The following is a 20,728-nucleotide window of genomic DNA, read 5'->3' on the forward strand; positions in this document are numbered from 1 at the left end:
GTGGAATTATATTATTCATTTTCAGCATTAATCGTATTAGCATCCATATTTGCCTATCTTAACTACAGATTCTTAAAACTTCCGAGTACCATCGGGATCATGGTCATTGCCATTGTGGTTTCCATTTTCCTTGTCATGTTTGGTGAAACGGTGCTTCCGAGAACTTTCGGGCATCTTCATAACCTGATGAACAGCATCGATTTTACAGAAGTACTGATGGGGGCTATGCTTAATTTTCTTCTTTTTGCGGGAGGAATCCATATTAACATCAATGATCTGAAAGAACAGTTCAGGCCTGTAGTGATATTTTCTACGGTGGGTGTCGTCATTTCCACTTTTGTGGTAGGTTTCGGAATGTTTTATTTGCTGCCTTACGTTGGCATTAATCTTCCCTTTATCTACTGCCTTGTTTTTGGAGCATTAATTTCACCTACTGATCCGGTTGCGGTTCTGAGTGTCCTGAAGCAGGCGAATGTGTCCAAATCATTGGAGACAAAAGTAGCCGGAGAATCTCTTTTCAATGATGGGATGGCGGTTGTGGTTTTCACAGTAGTCCTGCAGCTTGCCGTTGGAAAAGAAGTGGACCTGGGGGTTGAAAGCATCGGATTGCTTTTACTGCATGAAGCTGGCGGCGGTCTTCTACTGGGTGTTTTACTCGGTTGGGTAACTTCAAGGCTGATGCGTGAAGTGGATGATTATATTATTTCCGTACTGGTAACGCTCTCTGTAGTAATGGGGGGTTACCTTATTGCAAGGCAAATGCATATTTCAGGACCATTGACAATGGTGGCGGCAGGTTTATTCATGGGGAATTTTAACAGGAATTTCAAAATGAAATCTGTTACCCAGGATTATCTGATCAAATTCTGGGAACTAATTGACGAAATCCTCAATGCCGTACTATTCCTGTTCATAGGATTTGAACTATTGATGATCAAAGACCTTAAGCATTTTATGATTCCTGGTCTGCTGGCAATTATTGTGGTTTTACTGGCAAGATTTATTTCGATCTGGGGTCCTACGAAATTCACTTCACTCAGAACAAGATTTAGTCCGCAAACGGTAAAAGTATTGGTTTGGGGAGGAATCCGCGGTGGAGTTTCCATAGCTTTGGCAATGTCTATTCCTAAAAGCGAATACAGTGAAATTATTCTAAGCATTACCTACTGTGTGGTGGTATTCTCTATCATCGTTCAGGGGCTTACGATTGCTAAAGTAGCCAATCCTAAGCAGATTGCCAGAGAAGAGAAGGAGCAGGAGGGGATTGCAATGGAGGAAAAGTCTTAATGATTATTTTAAGTATATACATACAGCGGTAAGCAGGTATTATGAGTCGTCTTATCAAAGAAATACAGGAGGCACTAGCGGTCTTGTCCATCCCCGAAAAAGCAGAGTTCTTTCCCAGGTTTTTCAAGACAGGAAAAGGAGAATATGGGGAAGGAGATTTATTTCTGGGAGTAAAAGTTCCGGATCAGAGATCTGTTGCCAAAGAGTATTATCCGAAAATAAGCTGGGAAGAATTAAGTGTACTGCTCTCTTCACAATACCATGAGCACAGGCTTACAGCGATCTTTATGCTGGTCTTAAAATTTGAGAAAACAAAAGATAAAGCTTTAAAAGATGAAGCCGTGAAGTTTTATCTGGACCATCTTCCTTATGTCAATAATTGGGATATTGTAGATTCAAGCTGTTACAAAATTCTGGGCAGATACGCTTTTGAAAATCAGAAAGAAAGCCTTCTGAGAGACCTTTCAAAATCTGAAGAAATGTGGCATAAGAGAATTGCTGTGGTGGGAACGATGCATTATGTGAAAAAAGGGTCATTTGACCTTACCAAAGAATTCGTGACCAGGAATCTGAAGCACCCGCATGATCTGATGCATAAGGCAAACGGCTGGCTGTTGAGGGAAATGGGACAGAAAAATGAAGCGGAGCTGATCAGTTATCTGAAACAGTATTATAAAGAAATGCCGAGAACCTGCTTACGCTATTCCATCGAAAAACTCGATGAGGACCTGCGCCAGGATTATCTGAAAGGCAGGGTTTAAAAAATAAAGCAGTAATTTCCTGTTCTGAAAAAGTACCGGAAAACAGCTATTTATCTTCAAAAAATCAAAGATTGTAAGGATGTAAGGCCGGAATTGAGTAATTTTGTGGTTTTAAGCCCAATCATGAGAAAAATTCTGAGATTATTTATTCTTTTTCTTCCTTTATCCATCCTGACAAGTTGTTTTGATATTCTGGATAAGGTGAATCTGAAAGCAGACGGAACAGGAGAGTACACGATTATTCTCAATGCCAGTAAAAGCAAAACAAGGCTGGCTTCCATTTCTAAAATGGAAACCATTAACGGGAAAAAGGTTCCGAAAAAGGCTGAAATTGAAAATAAAATCAACGAAGCTGCCAGAATTTTCAAAGGAACTCCTGGGATCAGCAATGTGAAAACATCCATGGATTTTGACAACTACATTGTCAGGCTGAGCTGCAATTTCAAAAAAATTGAAAATATTAATGCCGGACTGGAAAAACTTAAATCTCAGAATATACTGGGAAAGATGGTTCCGACACAAATCTACAGCCAAAGTGTTGAAAAAAAGACGCTGACGAGAAATAAGGTCAACACCTTCAAGGCAGATTATGACAAGATGAGTAAGGCAGATAAAGAAGTCTTTAACGATGCGAAGTATACTTCAATCATGCAGTTTGAAAATGCGGTAAAATCACAGACAAATAATGCCTACCTGCTTTCCCCGAATAAAAAGGCGCTTAAGCTTGAAGCGGATGTTCTGGACCTCATCCTGCAGAAAAAACAGATACAAAACACCATCCTTTTTCAATAAATTTCTAAACTATAGACATGAAATCTATCTTATTAAAAACACAAAAAATTATTTTCTTAGTCTTCGGTTTTACCATTGCCTTTGCCCAGAATAGTATGAAAGTTCCGAGTGATGCCGTATTTTATATGGAAGTCAACGGAAAGCAGCTTAATAACAAAATCAACTGGAATAAACTTAACCCCTTGCTCCATGAATTAAGCAAGAAAAGTAAGGAAAAACCTTCGTGGACAGATTATTCCAAAACAGGAATTAAATACGACGCTGTGCAGTATCATTATGCAAGCTTTAATGATTCCATCAAAACATACAACACCCATTTTATCATCGATAATAAGGAAAAGTTCCAGGAATTCGTGAATTCTGTAAAGAAAAAAGGGCTGGAGGTATCTAAGAAAAGCAATTATTCGTACGTAGATATGGATGATGATATTTTTGTGGCATGGAACGGAAGCCGCGCAGTCCTAAGCATGGTGAGCTACACGAAGCCTTATAAAGATCTCTGGAAAACAGAGGCCGAGAGTGTTGAAGCTGTTACTGACAGCGCTGTGGCAGTTGCTGCAGACAGTGCTTATATTGAAGAGGAAGTAAAACCATTTGATTATAAAGAAGAAATCAGAAATCTGAAGGATGATATCAAATACCTGAAAGAAAATATTAAGGAAAATAACCTTGAAATAGCAAGAATTCAAAAGGATATCAAATATCTTCAGAAACATCACAAATATCCGAAGGAAAAGGAAAATACTGCAACTCCGGAACCGGAAGATTACCCGGGTGAGGCTGCGGAATATGAAGATTCAGAAGCGGACAAGGCTTATCAGAAAGAGCAGGATTCTATCCGTAAAGAAAATTTCAAAATCGTAAAAAAACATGCTGAAGATCATTTTGACCGGTATTTCAGCTCCAACCTTGAAGTAGAAGCTCCTAAAGAAATGCTGGCTTTCAGAGATGCCGGTTCTGATGTTTTTGTGTATACAGATTACGGAAGAATCGTTAATGAAGGTATTTACGGTAAAATGACCAAGTACTATACTTACGGACAGATGTTCAAAAATATGTACAATTCCAATTACTCGTACAATCTGTATTTTGATAAAGATAAAGTAAGACTGGTGAATAATTACCAGCATAAAGACGCTGAGATCCAGAAGAGTATCTCATCTGTTTACAAAGGCAAGAAAAACAGAAAACTGCTGGAACTGATCAATGAGAAAAGTGTTGGTTATTATGCAATGAACGTAGACGGGGCCAAATGTTTTGATGTGATGTACAGCCTTCTTCAGAACTCGGGAGTAGGTGAATACAAGAAGGAAATGGAGCTGGTCATGGAAACCATGAAAATTATTCTGGATGAAGAAGCCATTGCCAAAATAGCACCCGGAAACGGAATTTTTGTTCTCAATGAACTGAAAACGAAAAAAGTAGACTACACAGATTATGAATATGATGCAGATTTCAACGAAAAAGAAGTAAAGAAAACCAAGGAAATAGCGGTGCCAAACTTCACTTTCGCTTTTGCAACCGAGAATGAAGGGTACTGGAACCGTATCTTTAACCTTTTGGCTACTAATAAAAAACTGTCTAAGAAATTCTCTAAAAAAGGTGATTTCTACATCTTCAAAGACGAGAAAAACGGCGGATATATCGATCAGTTGTTCTTTACTGTAAAAAACGGTGTTGTTTATCTGATGAGTTCTACCGAAAATATTCTTCCTACGAACCAGACCGACGTTTCCAGAAAATGGGCGAAAGACTCTGCTAAATATCCGTTATCCGGAAGGTTGGATATTCAGAAGCTTCTGACAGGTCTGGACAAAGAATTCAAAAGCCCTAAAGAAAGAAGAACGCTGGATGCGATCAGAAAAAATGTAGGCGAACTGTATTATAAAACAGAGGCAAAAGGAGAAAGTATCCAGACTGAAATGAATTATATCATCAAAGATTCCTCAGAAAACAGCCTGATGTATTTCTTTGATCTGTTTGACCAGATTTTTAAAACCAAGGAAGAAAAGAAACCACAAATATTATAGATGAGCAAAAAGAAGATTATTGTTCCGTTAATTCTCATCCTTGCCGCGGCAGTATATTGGATATTTTTCCACAAGGATAAAACCCTGAAGTTTATTCCTGAAAATACAGATGCCGTAGTTGTAATCGATGTTAAAAAATTAACAGGGCAATACCTCTTCAGCTTGGTTACTCATCCTTCAAAATGGTCCGGAAGCCCAACAAAAGATAACCGTTCGGTATCATTTAAAAATTCAGGAATCAGGGTTCCGGATTTTTTTCAGATCTTTCATGTCAGAGATTCGAAATTTTCCGAATGGTATAGTGTTCTGGAGCTTAAAGACTCCCGGAAATTCATAGCCTTCCTGAAGTCACGTCAGTTTATTGATAAAGGAAACGGGAACTTTCAGAAAGATCAGATTTTTATTGCAATCGAAAAAGAATATTGCATTGCGGGAACTTCTGACCAGGCTTTTGAATCGATTAAAAAGCAGCTTCTCCAGACGCCTGGCAACAGTAAATGGAATGCCGGCCAGTTGATTCACAATACAGCAGCAAGTATCTCATTTATTTCAGGACAAAAGATTCAGAATTTCTCCGTTGAAGTGAAAGATGATGAAATTGAGATCAGAAACAGTCCGGATACGAAGATATTCAATTCCATTGCTTCCAGGCTGCAGAAGGGAAATCACTTTCTGGAAATGGAACTGGATGCGGAGAATGTAAAAAACTATGCCCGCTTTTTCAATAAAAGCCTGGCTGATTCATCAGATATCACTTATCTCAGAGCCGCTGCTGATCTTGAGCAGGTAAATGATACCATCATCAGTTATGAATATGATGATGATTTTAATGAAATCGAAAAAAAGACAGTTCAGAAAATTACGCAACCTGATTATATTGTAGATCTTCAAAGCCGCATACCCGGAAAAACATGGGAATATTTTCAGGCTAAAAAATGGATTAATGCCCAGGATCAATTCACAGCGATTCCTTTTCAGCCCAATACGATCAGTAAGACCAGCAGTGGAGTGATCATACAATCTACAAGGAAACCAGTTTCACTTTCACCGGGAGTAAAAGAAAATTATATTCTGATCCGGAACAATCCCCTGTTATTTTCTTCCCTGAAAACATTAAGCGAAACAGAAAAAAAGATCATTTCCGGCATTGACTATATCCTGTATGTGAATAAAGCCAAGGATTACCGGATCACAGTGAAAGCAAAGAAAGGTGAACTGCCTTTAATTTTAAGATGGTAAAACATCAGCAACTCCTAAAAATGAATAAGTAGTAATGGCCCAGTCAGAAGTTATGTTGCTCAAAACGTTTACGCATTATTTTTTACATCTGGTTTTTCCGGTGTTTATCGCATTGATCTTTTATCGCAAAAACTGGAAGAAAGTATATCTGATCTTACTGGCAACAATGCTTGTAGATCTGGACCACCTTTTTGCCAATCCCATTTTTGATCCTTCAAGAAACAGTATAGGATTTCATTTCCTCCATTCTTATTATGCCATTGCAGTCTATATTCTGATGCTTTTCTTCAAAGGAAATATCAGGATTATAGCCATTGGGTTGCTGTTTCATATGTTCACGGATTTTCAGGATTTTACCTGGTGGAATCATTAAAATATCATTAATATTTTCTTTTAATATTTCAAATTCTGTAGATTTTTTGTACTTTGTAGTCACTTTATGAAGCCTAAAGAATTTTTACATTACACATACATTCTTCCTCTCCTTACGGTAGGGTACTACTTTTCCGGATTGATGGGAACCGGGGTTATTTATGATATTATTGCCGGGGTTCTGCTTATCGGGAGTGTTTTATCCGCAGTGCATCACGCCGAGATGGTAGCTCATAAAGTAGGGGAGCCTTTCGGAACCATTATCCTGGCGCTCTGTATCACCATCATTGAAGTGGCATTGATCATCTCACTGATGGTAGCCGGTGGAGATCAGGCGATCACACTGGCCAGAGATACCGTTTTTGCTGCCGTAATGCTGATCCTCAATGGAATCCTTGGAATCTGTATTCTGGTAGGTGGCGTTAAATATCATGAGCAGTTTTTTGCCAGAACATCTGCTACTACTTATCTCGTAAGTATTGTTTCTATTCTTATTCTTACCCTTGTACTTCCTAATTTTACTTCAAGTGTCAACGGGCCTTTTTATAACGAAGCCCAGCTTATTTTTGTGTCTATTGCCTGTCTTGTGATCTATGGTGTATTCCTGATGGTGCAGACCGTTCGTCACAGAAGTTACTTTATTGTCCCTGATGAGCATCCTGAAGAGCATTATATTCCTTCGTTAACGAAAACAATGATAAGTTTCGTATTCCTTGTGGTTTGTCTGGTGATTGTCGTTTTAATGGCAAAAGGTCTTTCCGATACTATTGAAGGGATGGTACAGAGTGTAGGAGCTCCTAAATCTTTGGTTGGGGTAATCATTGCAGCAGTGGTTCTTCTTCCTGAAGGGGTTGCTGCTATACGGGCGGCAAGATCCAATCAGATCCAGTCCAGCTTAAACCTTGCCCTGGGTTCTGCCCTTGCCAGTATCGGGCTTACGATACCTGCCGTATCTACGGTGTGTATTCTGTACGATATTCCACTGGTGCTGGGATTAGACAAAAAAGATATTATCCTGCTTTCTTTATCCGTATTTATTGTAATGCTTTCCCTGAGCCGCGGAAAAACAAATATCCTATACGGGACTGTTCTTCTGGTGAATCTGGCGGCTTATATCTTTACGGTAATTGTTCCTTAAACAGATACTAAAACGTAATTCCGAACCCTGCTAAAGCCTTCTGGCCAGTTCCATTTTGAAAGCCATAAGCTTGGCAATGTTTTCAGACTTATAAATGGCCATATCGGCATTTTCTCCTGCAAAATTCTCTTCAATTGTCGTGCGCCACAGCTCAAGCCATCTGTCGAAGTGTTTCTGTTCCATAGCCTGTATTTCATTGATAGGGAAATGTACACCCATAGGATTTCCCTTATAGGTCATTTGCCCGAAAAGAATAGACTCCCAGAAGGAATACATTTTCGGAAGGTGCTTATCCCAATCTACTTTCGCAATATCATTAAAGAAGAATCCGATGGTCTCATCCTTTACAACCCTGGCATAAAATGAATTGACAAGGTGTTCAATATCTTCTCTTGACTCCAGTTTTTTCATACTTCAAATGTACTGCAAAATCAAATGAGAATCCAATGATTCAATTGATAAAATTCATGAAAACAATATTTTATCTTTGTCTAATGAAAACTGAAAACGAGCAAATAAAATAAATAGTAAGATTTGCTTCAGGTGTAAAAATAAATGACCTACAAATGACAGGAGGATTCAGAAAAAAGATCCGGCAGAAAAATGCTGAAAACAGTGGTTTCGGAAGCAATGCATCCGGAAGATTTATCAATAAGGACGGCCTCCCGAATGTGCAGAGAAGAGGCGTAAATGTCTTCAACAGGCTGAGCTGGTATCATACCATGCTGAACCTGTCTTCTTTCCGGTTTATAGCTTACCTGGTGATTGCTTATGTGCTCGTCAATCTTCTCTTTGCCATGATCTATTATCTGATCGGGGTGGAACATCTGACCGGGATAGACAAAAGTGATCCGCTCAACGAGTTTATTGATGTTTTTTTCTTCAGCTCGCAGACTTTCACTACAGTAGGTTACGGAAGGATCGCCCCTGTAGGCTTTATGGCCAGTCTTGTGGCGACTTTTGAAGCTTTTCTGGGATTGCTTACCTTTGCCATCGCAACCGGTCTTTTTTATGGGCGGTTTTCAAGGCCACGGGCTTACCTGAGATTTTCGGATATTGCAGTTATTGCACCTTTCCAGGAATCCTCTGCATTGATGTTCAGGCTGGCTCCTTTTAAAAATAATGCGCTGACGGATGCTGATGTTATTGTTTCTGCAGCCATTGAGGTCATAGAAAACGGAACTGCCAAAAGCAATTTTTACAGGTTAGATACCCAATTGAGTAAAATCAATACTCTGGCCCTGAACTGGACGGTTGTTCATCCTATCAATGAAAATTCCCCGTTTTTCGGATTCTCTGAGGATGATTTTAAAAATACGGATATCGAGATTATCGTTCAGGTACGGGCTTTTGATGAAGTCTTTTCGAATACCGTGGTTCAGAGATCTTCTTATACTACGGGTGAAATTGTTTACGGAGCGAAATTCGTTCCTATGTATTATCCGGATAAAGAAAACCTGAGCACAGTGCTGGATCTGGACAGGATCAATGAATATAGAAGGGAAGAACTTCCGGCATCGCTGAGAAATAAAGAATAAATGAATTTAGATTTTTATAAAAAACAGGCTTTACAAAAGCAGAAAGACCACAAAAAATTCCTGGACGGACTGAAAAAGAAACCGCCCAAAAAACTTGATTATATTGTTCAGGAAACCCATGATGAAGTATTTGAAGAAATAGACTGCCTGCAATGTGCCAATTGCTGTAAAACAACAGGTCCTCTCTATACCGAAAAAGATATTGAACGTATTTCTAAACATCTGCGTATGAAGCAGGCTGATTTTGAAGCAAAATTCTTACGGGTAGATGAAGATAATGATAAAGTATTACAGAATCTGCCCTGCTTTTTCCTGAACGGGGATAATACCTGCTCCATCTATGAAGTAAGACCGAAGGCGTGTCGTGAATATCCTCACACCGATCGTAAAAAGATTTACCAGATCAATAACCTGATGCTGAAAAATACAGTAATCTGCCCTGCAGCTTTTGAGTTCGTAGAAAAGATGATGAAGAACGTAGCAAAGTAGTGTCTCTTCAAGATTTCCGGCCAAATTCAGCCGGATTATTTTTTTGCAAATTCTTCTTAAATAATTATAAAGTCCGTTAAATAAACCAGTTACGCATAATTTTATAAATGATGCCTCGTTTAAGTTAAACAATCATTTAAAGTATTACATTATGAAAAAGTTATTTTTAACGGCCGCATTCACATTGGCCGGTATGATCGCAGTGTCGGCACAAACAGAACAGAACAAACCTGCAGAGACCCCTGCCAAGAGCCCATCGACTACACAAACACAACAACCGGATTCAAAGACCAACACCACTACACCAGATACCGGTACCACACAGCAGAACACCACAACTACTGTAGAAACAACTCCCGCTACTGAAACAAGTAAAGTAACAACCATGGAGTCTACTAAGCCTACAGATGCAACGAAAGAAGAAAAAAAAGATAAGAAGAAGAAAAAGTAGTAGAAATTCATTTTAGCAAACACTAGTCGGAATCCTGAAATCTCGTATTTCAGGATTTTTTTGGTGTTTTTTGCGTAAAATAACTATATAGGTACTGTTTATTGTGATTGTTCAAAGCTATAAAAGTTAATGTCTAATTTGCTTTTTTAGTATCAGTCTCTTTCATACGGAACTTTACAATTTTACGTACCAGATCCAGCGGAAGAGAGGCATCCATCGGAAACTGTACAGCTCCTTTTGAAAATTTATAATTTCTTTCCTGAAAATCTTTTTCAAAATGGCTGATACCCTCAGCGCCGGGATAAAAGCCGATATGTTTTTTATATCCTGCAAAATAAACCAAAGGCTTTCCTTTGTATCTGAAAGCCGGCATCTGATATCCGATATATTCTTCAAGTCCCGGAGCCACTGCATGAATACATTGTCTCAGTTCAATCAGTTTTTCCTGGGTTTCTGCTGGAAACAGAAGAATATACTCATCAATATTTTTAAAAGTATTTTCCATACCTATAAAAATAAAAAAAAGTACTGCATATAGCAGCACTTTCTCCTTTCACTTTTTACTTTTTTCCCATTTCCCCGGGAACAGGCTATATTAAAAAAGGTCGGGAGTTTTTCCCAACCTTGTCTTTTTATGTTTACACAACTCCCTGAGCCAACATTGCTTCTGCCACTTTTACGAAGCCTGCAATATTTGCCCCTTTTACGTAGTTTACATAGCCGTCTTCGTCTTTTCCGTAGTCTCTGCAGGCTTTGTGGATACCGATCATGATTTCCTTTAATCTTGCGTCAACCTCTTCGGAAGTCCAGTTAAGACGGATAGAGTTCTGTGTCATTTCTAATCCTGAAGTGGCAACACCTCCGGCGTTGGAAGCCTTACCAGGAGAGAATAATACTTTATTGTCTAAGAAATAGTTGATCGCATCTAGTGTAGAAGGCATATTAGCCGCTTCAGTTACACAAAGACATCCGTTTTCAACAAGTTTTCTTGCATCATCTAAATCTAATTCGTTCTGAGTTGCAGAAGGGAATGCAACATCACACTTCACATCCCAAGGACGTTTTCCAGCGTGGAATTCAGCAGATGGATATTTTTTAGCATAATCTTCAGCTCTGTTGTTTCCGGAAGATCTAAGCTCTAATAAATAGTCAATCTTTTCTCCGCTGATACCGTCTTTATCATAGATATATCCGTCAGGACCAGAGATTGTTACCACTTTAGCACCAAGTTCAGTTGCTTTTTTGATAACTCCCCAGGCTACGTTTCCGAAACCTGAAACCGTTACGGTTTTCCCTTTGAAATCCTGTCCGATCGTCTTAAGCATCTGCTCAGCAAAGTATACTACCCCGTATCCTGTAGCTTCAGGACGGATCAATGAACCTCCGTAAGCAAGACCTTTTCCTGTAAGAACTCCGGTAAACTCGTTTCTGATTTTCTTATACTGTCCGAATAGATAACCGATCTCTCTTGCTCCTACACCGATATCTCCTGCCGGTACATCTGTTTCAGGACCGATGTGCTTACACAATTCCGTCATGAAAGCCTGGCAGAAACGCATAACTTCCATATCAGATTTACCCTGAGGATCGAAGTCTGAACCTCCTTTACCACCTCCCATCGGAAGAGTCGTCAAAGAGTTTTTGAATACCTGCTCGAAAGCAAGGAATTTAAGAACGGATAAGTTTACAGTAGGGTGGAAACGGATTCCTCCTTTGTATGGTCCAATAGCAGAGTTCATCTGAATTCTGAAACCTCTGTTAACCTGAATTTCTCCTTTGTCATCAACCCATGGAACTCTGAAAATAATGATTCTTTCAGCTTCAGCCATTCTTTCAAGCAGCTTCATTCCGTTATATTCTTTTTTCGTAGCAATGAATGGAATTACAGTTACGGCAACTTCTTTTACAGCCTGTAGGAATTCCGGTTCGTTAGGATTTTTTGCTTCAATTTTTGCAATAAACTCTTGGATTTTCTGGTCAATATTATATTGTTCCATATATTAAGGTTGAATATTATTGTCAACAAATTTAATTTTTTTTTCAAGATTCACAACACTATATTTTAACATTGTTAAAAATTAAATAATAATGTTTGAGAATATTATTAAATTAATAATTTATAAACAAATTTTATTAAAAATGAAATGTTATGTATGAAATAATGCAATATTAAGAAATCATTAATTCTTAAATTGCGATAAATTGTCTCCCGGAAAACGATTTTACTTTCCCTAAAAGTTCCAATTCCAGAATTATCGGTAAAATTTTATGTGATGAAATTGAAATCATCTGAGCCAGATCATCCAAAGAAATCTGTGGATTTTCTTTTATAGACTGATATATTGTGTTTTGACTGTCAGTGAGTTGTGTTGTTTCTTCACTGTAAGGGAACAGCTCTTCTATTTTTTCTTTTGGATCGTTAAATCCAAGCATTCCGACCAGATCTTTGACCGTTGAAATTGCTGTTGCTTTATTGTGGAAAATCAACTGGTTACAGCCCTGGCTGTAATGGTCTGTGATCTTTCCCGGAAGAGCAAATACATCCCGGTTATAATCATTGGCGAAAGCAGCTGTGCTTACAGATCCGCCCCCAAATCCGGTTTCCACCACTATGGTGGAAGGGGAAATTCCCGCTACAATCCGGTTTCTCTGAATGAAATTTTCCCGGTCGGGTTTTCTCGAAGAACTGAATTCTGTGAGCAATGCGCCTCCTTCCTGAAGTATTTTTTCAGAAAGCTTTCTGTTTTTTGAAGGATACAAAAACCGGAATCCGTGCGCAAGAACTGCTATTGTGGGTTTGCGGTTGCGGATTGACTGCTCATGAACCTCTTTATCTGCTCCCAATGCGAGCCCGCTTACTGATGCATAAGGATAGGATTGAGTGGTTTCAAAGAAGTTCTCAATGAATTGGCGGCCATAAGGTGTCATATTGCGGGTTCCTACAATACTCAGCTTCTGCAATGAATCGTCAAAATTCCCTTTTTGATAAAGTATGGCAGGAGCATCAGTACACTCATTGAGCAGAGAAGGGATTTCATTGAGATGTCTGAGCAGGATACGGATATTATTCTTTTCACAAAATTTCAATTCTTCTTCTGCGAATTTCAAATGATCCTGTCTGCCGATGTCAGAAACAGTTTTTTGTCCCATCCCTTCGAGCGCTTGATATTCTTTTTTCGCCTTTTTCCATGCTTCCTGAGCACTTCCAAAGGTCCGGACAAGTTTATGAAAATTAATATCGCCTATCTGGTTACATTCACGAAGGGCGATTGCATAAAGATATTCTTCGGAGATCATGTGTGTTTTTTATCAAATGTAGTGAATTAAGTTTTATCTCTTCCTCAATTCATCCAGATGATCCCAGATATCATCTCTTTTTTTATAAGGAAGCTCCATGAAGTCTTCCGGATGGTTTTCTTTATATTCCTGCCAGAGTTTATCATCTTTTTCACTGTAATAATTAGGAAATTCCCAGATGAATTTTTTCTTTTTTTCGCCTACGTTCTTAAAAGCAAATGCAATAATACTTCCTACTACAGCACCTGACAAATGGGCCTGCCATGAAATTTTACTGGGCTCAGACATGTTATAAAAAAGTTCTTCCGGCAGCATTCCCCAGACTAAACTTCCGTAATACAATACTACAAGCATGGAAATGGTAAGAAGTTTCGTATTCCATTTAAATACCCCACTGAAGAAAAGGAAAAAAGCAAGAACATATACTACGCCACTGGCGCCGATGGTACAGGTGTACATATAATCACCGGTAAAAATATCGATAGGAGGAAGAAGCCATACCAGAAGTCCTGTAGCAAGCCATCCGATAACAAAAACCTTATTGGCCACCAGCGGATAAAACTGGTAAAGCAGAAACATGAGAGCAGCAATAGGAATAGAATTGCCTATGATATGATCTATGTTTCCATGCAAAAGAGGAGAAGTAACCACCCCAAGCAGGCCTTCCGGCAAAAGCGGGATAATAGCTCCGAAGCAACTGCCAAAAAAGCCCTGCATCTGTAAAAAATACCCGAACCACATTGCAGAAAGCATCAGCAAAGGGTATATAATCGCTCTTTTGGAAATTACATTTTTAAACATGAAGATTTTATGTCAAATCAAAAGCCAATGATTAATTTCGGAAAATTTGTCGAGGAAATTATTCTACTGTTCTGGTTTTAAGACAAAAAGTATGAATTTTAACTTTTCCACTTCTTATTTTGGCATTGATTTTACTGAAAACATTTCGTACCTGTGGATTTAAAAGCCATGAAATATATTCTTTAAAGGTAAAATAACCTTTTAAAAAAATTATATTTAATATTTTTGCATTGAAAATTATTTAGAGAAATGAAGAAGTTTTTGTTGATTCTTTCCTTTTTTGTAGGGATTTATGCAAGTGCACAAGAAGAATTAAAAAAAGATTCAGTAGTGGTAGACACAGTAAAATACTGGTCGGTGCTTGGGAAAAACACTTTGATGATCAATCAGGCTGCCTTTTCAAACTGGGTAGGAGGGGGAGCCAACAACGTAGGCTGGCTTGCCGGGGTGAATTATAATATTACCTATGAAAAAGACAAAGACCTGTGGGAGAATATCATTATTCTTGGTTATGGGCAGAATGATACCAAAGGATTGGGAATCAGAAAAACCCAGGATATGATCAATGTTTCAACCAACTACGGAAGGAAGTTCTTGAAAAGCTGGTATTTCTCTTTAGGAGCCGGGTTACAATCACAATTCGCTCCCGGATATGAAGACGGGAACAATCCTGAGGCAAAGAAGATCTCGAATTTTATGGCGCCGGGATACCTGAACGTCGGTATGGGTATCACCTACAGGCCCAATGATGATCTTACCGTAACCTTACGTCCTACCAACGCCAGATGGACTTTCGTCATGGATAAAGATCTTCAGTTTGCAGGAAGCTATGGTCTGAAAAATGACGGTGACACTTCTCTGTTGCAATTCGGTTTTCTGGGAACTGCCATATATAAGCTGAAAATCATGGAAGACATCCATTTAACCAATACGGCATCGGTGTTCTCCAATTATCTTGACCGTCCGGACAGGCTGGTTCTTGCGTATGGAGCTATTCTGAATCTGAAAGTCAACAAATACATCTCATCCAACATCACTTTAGATTTGCTGTATGATCATAACCAGATTGAAAAGACACAGCTAAAGCAAACCCTTGGAATTGGTTTTGCGTACACGCTTGATAATGGTGTAAAACGCTCAGAACGCAAGGACAGCCAATGGTGGATTAAAAAATAAATCAGATTACCATTTTAAAATAACAGCACTTCAGTATTGAGGTGCTTTTTTTATTCTGAAAAGTACGGTAATTTTAAGTTGCTTTAAGTTTGCTATAAGAAATGAATGTGATTTGAGTATTTATTATCAGTCTGTTACAGGTGGTTTTTTGCATGTGTTAAATTCATTTTAAAGTGAATTTTAGACGATCGTAAATTATTATTTATACATTTGTACAAATCGTTAATTATGAAAAAACTTTTATTGATCGCTTCCGTTTCCTTCGGAGCTTTAGCCGCGGCCCAGGATACAAAACCTGATGCACCAGCAGCTGATACCGTTAAAGCCTGGTCTATTCAGGGACAGAATACCTTAATGCTTAATCAGGCTGCCTTTTCAAACTGGGTAGGAGGGGGAGCCAACAACGTAGGATGGCTTGCCGGTGTCAATTATAACCTTACTTATGAAAAAGGCAAGGATCTCTGGGAAAATATTATCATCCTGGGGTATGGCCAAAATAATACCCAGGGAACAGGAGTAAGAAAGACCCAGGATGTCATCAACCTTTCTACAAACTATGGTAGAGAATTTGCTAAAAACTGGTATTTTTCAACAGGAGCCAGCCTTCAGACCCAGTTTGCACCGGGTTATGAGGACGGAAATAATCCTGAGGCAAAGAAAATCTCCAATTTTTTCGCTCCGGGATACTTAAATCTTGGTGCAGGGGTTACCTACAGGCCCAATGAAAATCTGACTGTTACTTTACGTCCAGCTAACGCCAGATGGACTTTTGTATTGGATAAAGATCTTCAGAAGGCCGGAACATACGGGCTTAAGAACGATGGAGATTCTTCTTTATTCCAGTTCGGTTTTCTGGGAACAGCGATGTATAAAATTAAAATCATGGAGAATATTAACCTGACCAATACAGCTTCGGTATTCTCAAATTACCTGGATCATCCTGAAAGATTGGTTCTTGCGTATGGAGCAATTTTAAATATGAAGATCAATAAGTATATTTCATCCAATATTACCCTGGACCTGCTGTATGATCACAACCAGATCTGGAAAACACAGCTGAAGCAGACATTGGGAGTAGGTTTTGCCTATAATATAGACAATGGAAAGAAACGTTCGGATAATAAGGATAACCAAAGCTGGTTAAAAAAATAATCCGGATTGAAAGCATAATAAAAAGCACTTCTCAAACGGAAGTGCTTTTTTATTATCAAATATATAAGTATTAGAATTCTATATCTACTTCTAATTTCTCGGCCAACAGCTTTGAAATTTTCTCTTTCAGAGGCTCAATGTCAATATTCTGCATGGCATCATTGGCAAAAGCATATAAAAGCAATGCCTGAGCTTCTTTTTTAGAGATTCCTCTTGCTCTCAGGTAGAAAAGGGCATCTTCATTCAGCTGGCCTACTGTACACCCGTGAGAACATTTTACATCATCTGCAAAGATCTCCAGCTGAGGCTTGGTATCAATGCTTGCTCCTTCACTTAGCAAAACGTTATTATTCTGCTGGTAAGCATTGGTTTTCTGAGCAATCTTGTCAACAAAAACTTTCCCGTTGAAAACTCCGTGGGCGTTACCGTCGAAGATTCCTTTGTAGTTCTGATAGCTCTCACAGTTCGGGAAATTGTGGTGTACCGCTGTGTGGTGGTCTACCAACTGGTCTTTTCCGATGATGGTGATTCCGTTCATGAAAGAATTGATATTCGATCCGTTATGAATGAAATCAAGATTATTTCTTACCAGCTTACCTCCGAAAGAGAAGGTATTTACAGTTGTTAAACTGTCTTTCTCCTGTTTTGCGAAAGTATTGTCAATGAGGTATGATGTGTTGTTGTCATTCTGAAGTTTGTGCCAGTCTGCTTTTGCATTCGGGTACGTAAAGATCTCTGTCACAGAGTTTGTCAGCACATAAGTGCTGTCAAAGTTATGGTGGCTTTCAATGACTTCTACTTTTGCACCTTCTTCCACGATCAACAGGTTTCTCGTATTGTAGAACGTGTTTTCTTCCTGGTTTTGAGAAATATAGAAAACGTGGATCGGCTTTTCAATCACAACGTTTTTAGGAACTTTCAGGAAGAAACCGTATTTGCAGTAAGCAAGATTCAGGTTGGTGAAAGCCTGCTCTTTAGAAGCAATACTGTTGAAATATTTTTCAAAAACCTCTTTGTGCTTTTCATCATTCAATGCATAGTTGAACGAAAGGAATTCTACATTTTCAATAGACACCTTTGAAAGCTCTTTATGAAGCTTACCGTTTACAAAAACGATCCAATCAAAGTTTTCCTCTCCAAGGTGCAATTCATCAAACTGCTCTTTAGTGATATTGTGGTTCTCTTTCGGGAAGAAGTTGTAACTCTTTTCCGTGATCTCCTTCAGATTGGTATATTTATATTCTTCGTCTTTTTTTGTCGGAAAACCAATATTTGCAAATCTTTGAAGAGCTGCTTTTCTGTCATCATCCAGAAATCTGTGACGAAGACCCTCCAAAAAATCATTATGGTTCTCTATAATTTGTTCTTTTAATGCCATTACTGGTATATCTGTGGTCTGCACCATTTTTCTTTTTATTTGAACTAAAATATTGTCATTCCTGGGAACAGGGAATCTTATTTTAAAGATTCTTGATTTTGTTATGCTTCATTCAGAATGACAGCGAACAATTTTAATCCCTGAAATAATTGATTTTCTTCTTAATTAAGAAGCCAGTCGTACCCTTTTTCTTCCAATTCCAATGCTAAAGATTTATCACCTGTTTTGATGATTTTTCCATTCGCAAGAACGTGAACGAAATCCGGTTGAATATAGTTAAGCAATCTTTGATAGTGCGTAATCAAAAGAACTGCATTCCCTTCATTTTTAAAGTGGTTTACACCATCTGCAACGATTCTTAAGGCATCGATATCCAATCCTGAATCGGTTTCATCAAGAATAGCCAGTTTAGGATTAAGCATCATCATCTGGAAGATCTCGTTTCTTTTCTTTTCACCTCCGGAAAATCCTTCGTTCAGTGATCTTGATAAAAAGTCTTTTTTGATTCCCAGTTTTTCAGATTTCTCACGGATCAGGGCAAGCATTTCTTTTGCCGGCATTTCTCCCAATCCATTGGCCTTTCTTGTTTCGTTTAAAGCAGCTTTGATAAAGTTCGTTACAGAAACTCCCGGAATTTCCACAGGATACTGGAACGAAAGGAAAATCCCTTTGTGTGCTCTGTCTTCCGGAGCATCTTCAACGATATCTTCTCCTTCGAAAAGAATCTCTCCACCGGTTACTTCGTAATCCTCTTTTCCGGCGATTACAGAAGAAAGGGTAGATTTACCGGCTCCGTTTGGCCCCATGATAGCGTGAACTTCACCCGGCTTTATTTCAAGATTAATCCCTTTTAATATTTCTGCGCCATCTTCAATTTTGGCGTGAAGGTCTTTAATTTGTAACATTCTTGCTAACTTTTTCTTTTTATAATTGTATTAGCTTCCTCTGTATGTGGAATATCCAAATGGTGATAACGTGATCGGAACATGATAATGTTCACTGTCTTTTATCTGGAATATTACCTCAATTGACGGATAGAAGCTTTCTATATTTTTATATTTGTAATAATCTTCTACAAAGAATACAAGTTTGTATTTTCCGTGATTACCGGTTTTTTGATAAGGTAAAAAATCTGAAACCCTGCCATTATTATCAGTTTGCTTTTTACCTACAGAAACCCACTGTTGCGTGGTTTCATTAAATTTTTCCAGTGCAATTTCTACTTTTCCGGCCGGTTTCCCTTCCGAAATATCCAGGATATGGCTTGAAAGCTGAAATCCTGTCTTTTCCTGAGCAGAAAGACTGAAGAAAATCAATCCAAAAAATGCCAGTAACAACTTCTTCATAGAGCTTATCATCTTCAGTGAATTATCCTACTGATCCTTCTAATGAAATTTCAAGCAACTTCTGTGCTTCAATTGCAAATTCCATCGGAAGTTTATTTAAAACCTCTTTACTGAATCCGTTTACGATCAGAGCAATGGCTCTTTCTGTATCGATTCCTCTCTGGTTACAATAGAAAATCTGATCTTCCCCGATTTTTGAAGTCGTTGCCTCGTGCTCCAGCTGGGCAGTAGGATCTTTGATCTCAATGTAAGGGAAGGTGTGGGCTCCACATTCATTACCCATCAATAAAGAATCACATTGGGAGAAGTTTCTGGCTCCTTTTGCAGAAGGCATTACTTTTACCAATCCTCTGTATGAGTTCTGAGATTTTCCTGCAGAAATACCTTTTGAAATGATTGTAGACTTGGTGTTTTTACCAATGTGGATCATTTTCGTTCCTGTATCTGCATATTGGTGGTTATTGGTTACTGCGATAGAGTAGAATTCCCCGATAGCGTTGTCCCCTTTCAGGATACAGGACGGGTATTTCCATGTTACTGCAGAACCTGTCTCAACCTGGGTCCATGAGATTTTTGCATTTCTTTCGCAAAGCCCTCTTTTCGTTACAAAATTGAATACACCTCCTTTTCCTTCTTCATTACCAGGGTACCAGTTCTGTACGGTTGAATATTTAATTTCCGCATCATCCATCGCAATCAGTTCCACTACCGCAGCGTGAAGCTGGTTTTCGTCTCTTGACGGTGCTGTACATCCTTCAAGATAAGAAACATAGCTTCCTTCATCCGCAATCACAAGCGTTCTTTCAAACTGTCCTGTTCCTGCCTGGTTGATACGGAAGTAAGTGGAAAGTTCCATCGGGCATTTTACGCCTTTGGGAATATAGCAGAAACTTCCGTCAGAGAATACTGCGGAGTTCAGTGCTGCGTAGAAATTATCACCTCTCGGAACTACTTTTCCAAGGTATTTTCTTACTAAATCAGGGTGGTTCTTAATAGCTTCAGAGATGGAACAGAAAATAATTCCTTTTTCTGCCAACGTATCCTGGAAAGTAGTTTTCACAGAAACTGAGTCCATTACGATGTCTACTGCAACCCCTGAAAGTCTTTTTTGTTCCTCAATGTTAATCCCTAACTTTTCGAAAGTCTTCAATAATTCAGGGTCTACTTCATCAAGGCTGGCCAATTCAGGCTTTACTTTTGGAGCAGCGTAGTAACGGATGGCTTGAAAATCCGGCTTTTCATACTTGATATTCGCCCATTCAGGCTCTACCATCTTCAGCCAGATTTTGAAAGATTCCAGACGCCATTCGGTCATCCATTCCGGCTCTTCTTTTTTAGCAGAGATGGCACGGATGATGTCCTCATTTAAACCAGTCGGGAAATCTTCGTAATCGATTTTAGTTTCCCAACCGAATTCATATTTTTTATTTTCTAGATCGACTCTTAAATCGTCTTCAGTGTATTTACTCATTATTATTTTT

Annotated in this window: 21 protein-coding genes; 12 read left to right on the forward strand and 9 right to left on the reverse strand. The window is 38.7% G+C overall.

Features of this window, described 5'->3' with window-relative positions; genetic code table 11:
- The 7 genes from BBI00_RS16890 (at position 1) to BBI00_RS16920 (ending at position 7,619) form a co-directional block, all read left to right on the forward strand.
- On the forward strand, positions 1-1,287 hold the full coding sequence (locus BBI00_RS16890) for a cation:proton antiporter (protein WP_065400036.1): 1,287 nt from the start codon (positions 1-3) through the stop codon (positions 1,285-1,287).
- Positions 1,288-1,328: 41 nt separating this feature from the next.
- Positions 1,329-2,048 carry a DNA alkylation repair protein gene (locus BBI00_RS16895; RefSeq protein ID WP_065400037.1) on the forward strand — a complete coding sequence of 240 codons (720 nt, stop codon included), beginning with the start codon at positions 1,329-1,331 and terminating at the stop codon, positions 2,046-2,048.
- A gap of 123 nt (positions 2,049-2,171) precedes the next feature.
- Positions 2,172-2,840 (forward strand): hypothetical protein, encoded by a 669-nt coding sequence (locus tag BBI00_RS16900; protein WP_065400038.1) that lies wholly within the window; start codon positions 2,172-2,174, stop codon positions 2,838-2,840.
- Between the two features lie 17 nt (positions 2,841-2,857).
- Complete coding sequence (locus BBI00_RS16905; RefSeq protein ID WP_065400039.1) at positions 2,858-4,870, forward strand: hypothetical protein; 2,013 nt, start codon at positions 2,858-2,860, stop codon at positions 4,868-4,870.
- Entirely contained in the window at positions 4,871-6,109 is a 1,239-nt protein-coding gene (locus BBI00_RS16910) for a hypothetical protein (protein ID WP_065400040.1), read from the forward strand.
- Between the two features lie 34 nt (positions 6,110-6,143).
- On the forward strand, positions 6,144-6,482 hold the full coding sequence (locus BBI00_RS16915; RefSeq protein WP_065400041.1) for a DUF6122 family protein: 339 nt from the start codon (positions 6,144-6,146) through the stop codon (positions 6,480-6,482).
- A gap of 66 nt (positions 6,483-6,548) precedes the next feature.
- Entirely contained in the window at positions 6,549-7,619 is a 1,071-nt protein-coding gene (locus tag BBI00_RS16920; protein ID WP_065400042.1) for a calcium:proton antiporter, read from the forward strand.
- 30 nt (positions 7,620-7,649) lie between these two features.
- On the opposite strand, the gene BBI00_RS16925 is transcribed toward BBI00_RS16920, so the two are convergent.
- Positions 7,650-8,030 carry a group III truncated hemoglobin gene (locus tag BBI00_RS16925; RefSeq protein WP_065400043.1) on the reverse strand — a complete coding sequence of 127 codons (381 nt, stop codon included), beginning with the start codon at positions 8,028-8,030 and terminating at the stop codon, positions 7,650-7,652.
- A 155-nt stretch (positions 8,031-8,185) separates the two neighbouring features.
- Between BBI00_RS16925 and BBI00_RS16930 the strand changes: the two genes are divergently transcribed.
- The 3 genes from BBI00_RS16930 (at position 8,186) to BBI00_RS16940 (ending at position 10,097) form a co-directional block, all read left to right on the forward strand.
- Positions 8,186-9,157 (forward strand): ion channel, encoded by a 972-nt coding sequence (locus tag BBI00_RS16930; protein ID WP_065400044.1) that lies wholly within the window; start codon positions 8,186-8,188, stop codon positions 9,155-9,157.
- Complete coding sequence (locus tag BBI00_RS16935) at positions 9,158-9,646, forward strand: YkgJ family cysteine cluster protein (protein WP_065400045.1); 489 nt, start codon at positions 9,158-9,160, stop codon at positions 9,644-9,646.
- Positions 9,647-9,797: 151 nt separating this feature from the next.
- Entirely contained in the window at positions 9,798-10,097 is a 300-nt protein-coding gene (locus tag BBI00_RS16940) for a hypothetical protein (protein ID WP_065400046.1), read from the forward strand.
- Positions 10,098-10,230: 133 nt separating this feature from the next.
- Here BBI00_RS16940 and BBI00_RS16945 read toward each other — a convergent pair whose 3' ends face one another.
- From BBI00_RS16945 to BBI00_RS16960, 4 genes are all read right to left on the reverse strand, one after another.
- Positions 10,231-10,602 carry an iron chaperone gene (locus BBI00_RS16945; RefSeq protein ID WP_065400047.1) on the reverse strand — a complete coding sequence of 124 codons (372 nt, stop codon included), beginning with the start codon at positions 10,600-10,602 and terminating at the stop codon, positions 10,231-10,233.
- A gap of 133 nt (positions 10,603-10,735) precedes the next feature.
- Positions 10,736-12,094 carry an NADP-specific glutamate dehydrogenase gene (gene gdhA, locus BBI00_RS16950; RefSeq protein ID WP_065400048.1) on the reverse strand — a complete coding sequence of 453 codons (1,359 nt, stop codon included), beginning with the start codon at positions 12,092-12,094 and terminating at the stop codon, positions 10,736-10,738.
- Between the two features lie 190 nt (positions 12,095-12,284).
- Positions 12,285-13,394: a DNA-processing protein DprA gene (gene dprA, locus BBI00_RS16955; RefSeq protein WP_065400049.1), complete on the reverse strand. Its 1,110-nt coding sequence runs from the start codon at positions 13,392-13,394 to the stop codon at positions 12,285-12,287.
- Positions 13,395-13,427: 33 nt separating this feature from the next.
- Positions 13,428-14,195, reverse strand: a complete 768-nt coding sequence (locus tag BBI00_RS16960) for a rhomboid family intramembrane serine protease (protein WP_065400050.1) — start codon at positions 14,193-14,195, stop codon at positions 13,428-13,430.
- A gap of 249 nt (positions 14,196-14,444) precedes the next feature.
- Here BBI00_RS16960 and BBI00_RS16965 point away from each other — a divergent pair, with 249 nt between their 5' ends.
- Together BBI00_RS16965 and BBI00_RS16970 are read left to right on the forward strand one after the other, a co-directional pair.
- Complete coding sequence (locus tag BBI00_RS16965; RefSeq protein ID WP_065400051.1) at positions 14,445-15,371, forward strand: DUF3078 domain-containing protein; 927 nt, start codon at positions 14,445-14,447, stop codon at positions 15,369-15,371.
- Between the two features lie 228 nt (positions 15,372-15,599).
- Positions 15,600-16,523: a DUF3078 domain-containing protein gene (locus BBI00_RS16970; protein ID WP_065400052.1), complete on the forward strand. Its 924-nt coding sequence runs from the start codon at positions 15,600-15,602 to the stop codon at positions 16,521-16,523.
- Positions 16,524-16,593: 70 nt separating this feature from the next.
- On the opposite strand, the gene sufD is transcribed toward BBI00_RS16970, so the two are convergent.
- From sufD to sufB, 4 genes are all read right to left on the reverse strand, one after another.
- Positions 16,594-17,901 (reverse strand): Fe-S cluster assembly protein SufD, encoded by a 1,308-nt coding sequence (sufD, locus tag BBI00_RS16975; RefSeq protein ID WP_065400414.1) that lies wholly within the window; start codon positions 17,899-17,901, stop codon positions 16,594-16,596.
- Positions 17,902-18,062: 161 nt separating this feature from the next.
- Complete coding sequence (gene sufC, locus BBI00_RS16980) at positions 18,063-18,806, reverse strand: Fe-S cluster assembly ATPase SufC (RefSeq protein ID WP_065400053.1); 744 nt, start codon at positions 18,804-18,806, stop codon at positions 18,063-18,065.
- A gap of 30 nt (positions 18,807-18,836) precedes the next feature.
- Positions 18,837-19,247, reverse strand: a complete 411-nt coding sequence (gene uraH / locus BBI00_RS16985) for a hydroxyisourate hydrolase (protein WP_065400415.1) — start codon at positions 19,245-19,247, stop codon at positions 18,837-18,839.
- A gap of 22 nt (positions 19,248-19,269) precedes the next feature.
- The gene (gene sufB, locus BBI00_RS16990; protein WP_065400054.1) at positions 19,270-20,718 is read right to left on the reverse strand and encodes a Fe-S cluster assembly protein SufB; all 1,449 of its coding nucleotides are present in this window, start codon (positions 20,716-20,718) and stop codon (positions 19,270-19,272) included.
- Positions 20,719-20,728: the final 10 nt, after the last annotated feature.

Source organism: Chryseobacterium arthrosphaerae (assembly GCF_001684965.1).
Classification (GTDB): Bacteria; Bacteroidota; Bacteroidia; order Flavobacteriales; family Weeksellaceae; genus Chryseobacterium; species Chryseobacterium arthrosphaerae.

What these genes read in the sequence shown, in the direction of transcription:
- BBI00_RS16895 (WP_065400037.1), top strand. Translation starts at nt 1,329, where the DNA reads ATGAGTCGTCTTATCAAAGAAATACAGGAGGCACTAGCGGTCTTGTCC.
- BBI00_RS16900 (WP_065400038.1), top strand. Translation starts at nt 2,172, where the DNA reads ATGAGAAAAATTCTGAGATTATTTATTCTTTTTCTTCCTTTATCCATC.
- BBI00_RS16905 (WP_065400039.1), top strand. Translation starts at nt 2,858, where the DNA reads ATGAAATCTATCTTATTAAAAACACAAAAAATTATTTTCTTAGTCTTC.
- BBI00_RS16910 (WP_065400040.1), top strand. Translation starts at nt 4,871, where the DNA reads ATGAGCAAAAAGAAGATTATTGTTCCGTTAATTCTCATCCTTGCCGCG.
- BBI00_RS16915 (WP_065400041.1), top strand. Translation starts at nt 6,144, where the DNA reads ATGGCCCAGTCAGAAGTTATGTTGCTCAAAACGTTTACGCATTATTTT.
- BBI00_RS16920 (WP_065400042.1), top strand. Translation starts at nt 6,549, where the DNA reads ATGAAGCCTAAAGAATTTTTACATTACACATACATTCTTCCTCTCCTT.
- BBI00_RS16925 (WP_065400043.1), bottom strand. Translation starts at nt 8,030, where the DNA reads ATGAAAAAACTGGAGTCAAGAGAAGATATTGAACACCTTGTCAATTCA.
- BBI00_RS16930 (WP_065400044.1), top strand. Translation starts at nt 8,186, where the DNA reads ATGACAGGAGGATTCAGAAAAAAGATCCGGCAGAAAAATGCTGAAAAC.
- BBI00_RS16935 (WP_065400045.1), top strand. Translation starts at nt 9,158, where the DNA reads ATGAATTTAGATTTTTATAAAAAACAGGCTTTACAAAAGCAGAAAGAC.
- BBI00_RS16940 (WP_065400046.1), top strand. Translation starts at nt 9,798, where the DNA reads ATGAAAAAGTTATTTTTAACGGCCGCATTCACATTGGCCGGTATGATC.
- BBI00_RS16945 (WP_065400047.1), bottom strand. Translation starts at nt 10,602, where the DNA reads ATGGAAAATACTTTTAAAAATATTGATGAGTATATTCTTCTGTTTCCA.
- gdhA (WP_065400048.1), bottom strand. Translation starts at nt 12,094, where the DNA reads ATGGAACAATATAATATTGACCAGAAAATCCAAGAGTTTATTGCAAAA.
- dprA (WP_065400049.1), bottom strand. Translation starts at nt 13,394, where the DNA reads ATGATCTCCGAAGAATATCTTTATGCAATCGCCCTTCGTGAATGTAAC.
- BBI00_RS16960 (WP_065400050.1), bottom strand. Translation starts at nt 14,195, where the DNA reads ATGTTTAAAAATGTAATTTCCAAAAGAGCGATTATATACCCTTTGCTG.
- BBI00_RS16965 (WP_065400051.1), top strand. Translation starts at nt 14,445, where the DNA reads ATGAAGAAGTTTTTGTTGATTCTTTCCTTTTTTGTAGGGATTTATGCA.
- BBI00_RS16970 (WP_065400052.1), top strand. Translation starts at nt 15,600, where the DNA reads ATGAAAAAACTTTTATTGATCGCTTCCGTTTCCTTCGGAGCTTTAGCC.
- sufD (WP_065400414.1), bottom strand. Translation starts at nt 17,901, where the DNA reads ATGGCATTAAAAGAACAAATTATAGAGAACCATAATGATTTTTTGGAG.
- sufC (WP_065400053.1), bottom strand. Translation starts at nt 18,806, where the DNA reads ATGTTACAAATTAAAGACCTTCACGCCAAAATTGAAGATGGCGCAGAA.
- uraH (WP_065400415.1), bottom strand. Translation starts at nt 19,247, where the DNA reads ATGAAGAAGTTGTTACTGGCATTTTTTGGATTGATTTTCTTCAGTCTT.
- sufB (WP_065400054.1), bottom strand. Translation starts at nt 20,718, where the DNA reads ATGAGTAAATACACTGAAGACGATTTAAGAGTCGATCTAGAAAATAAA.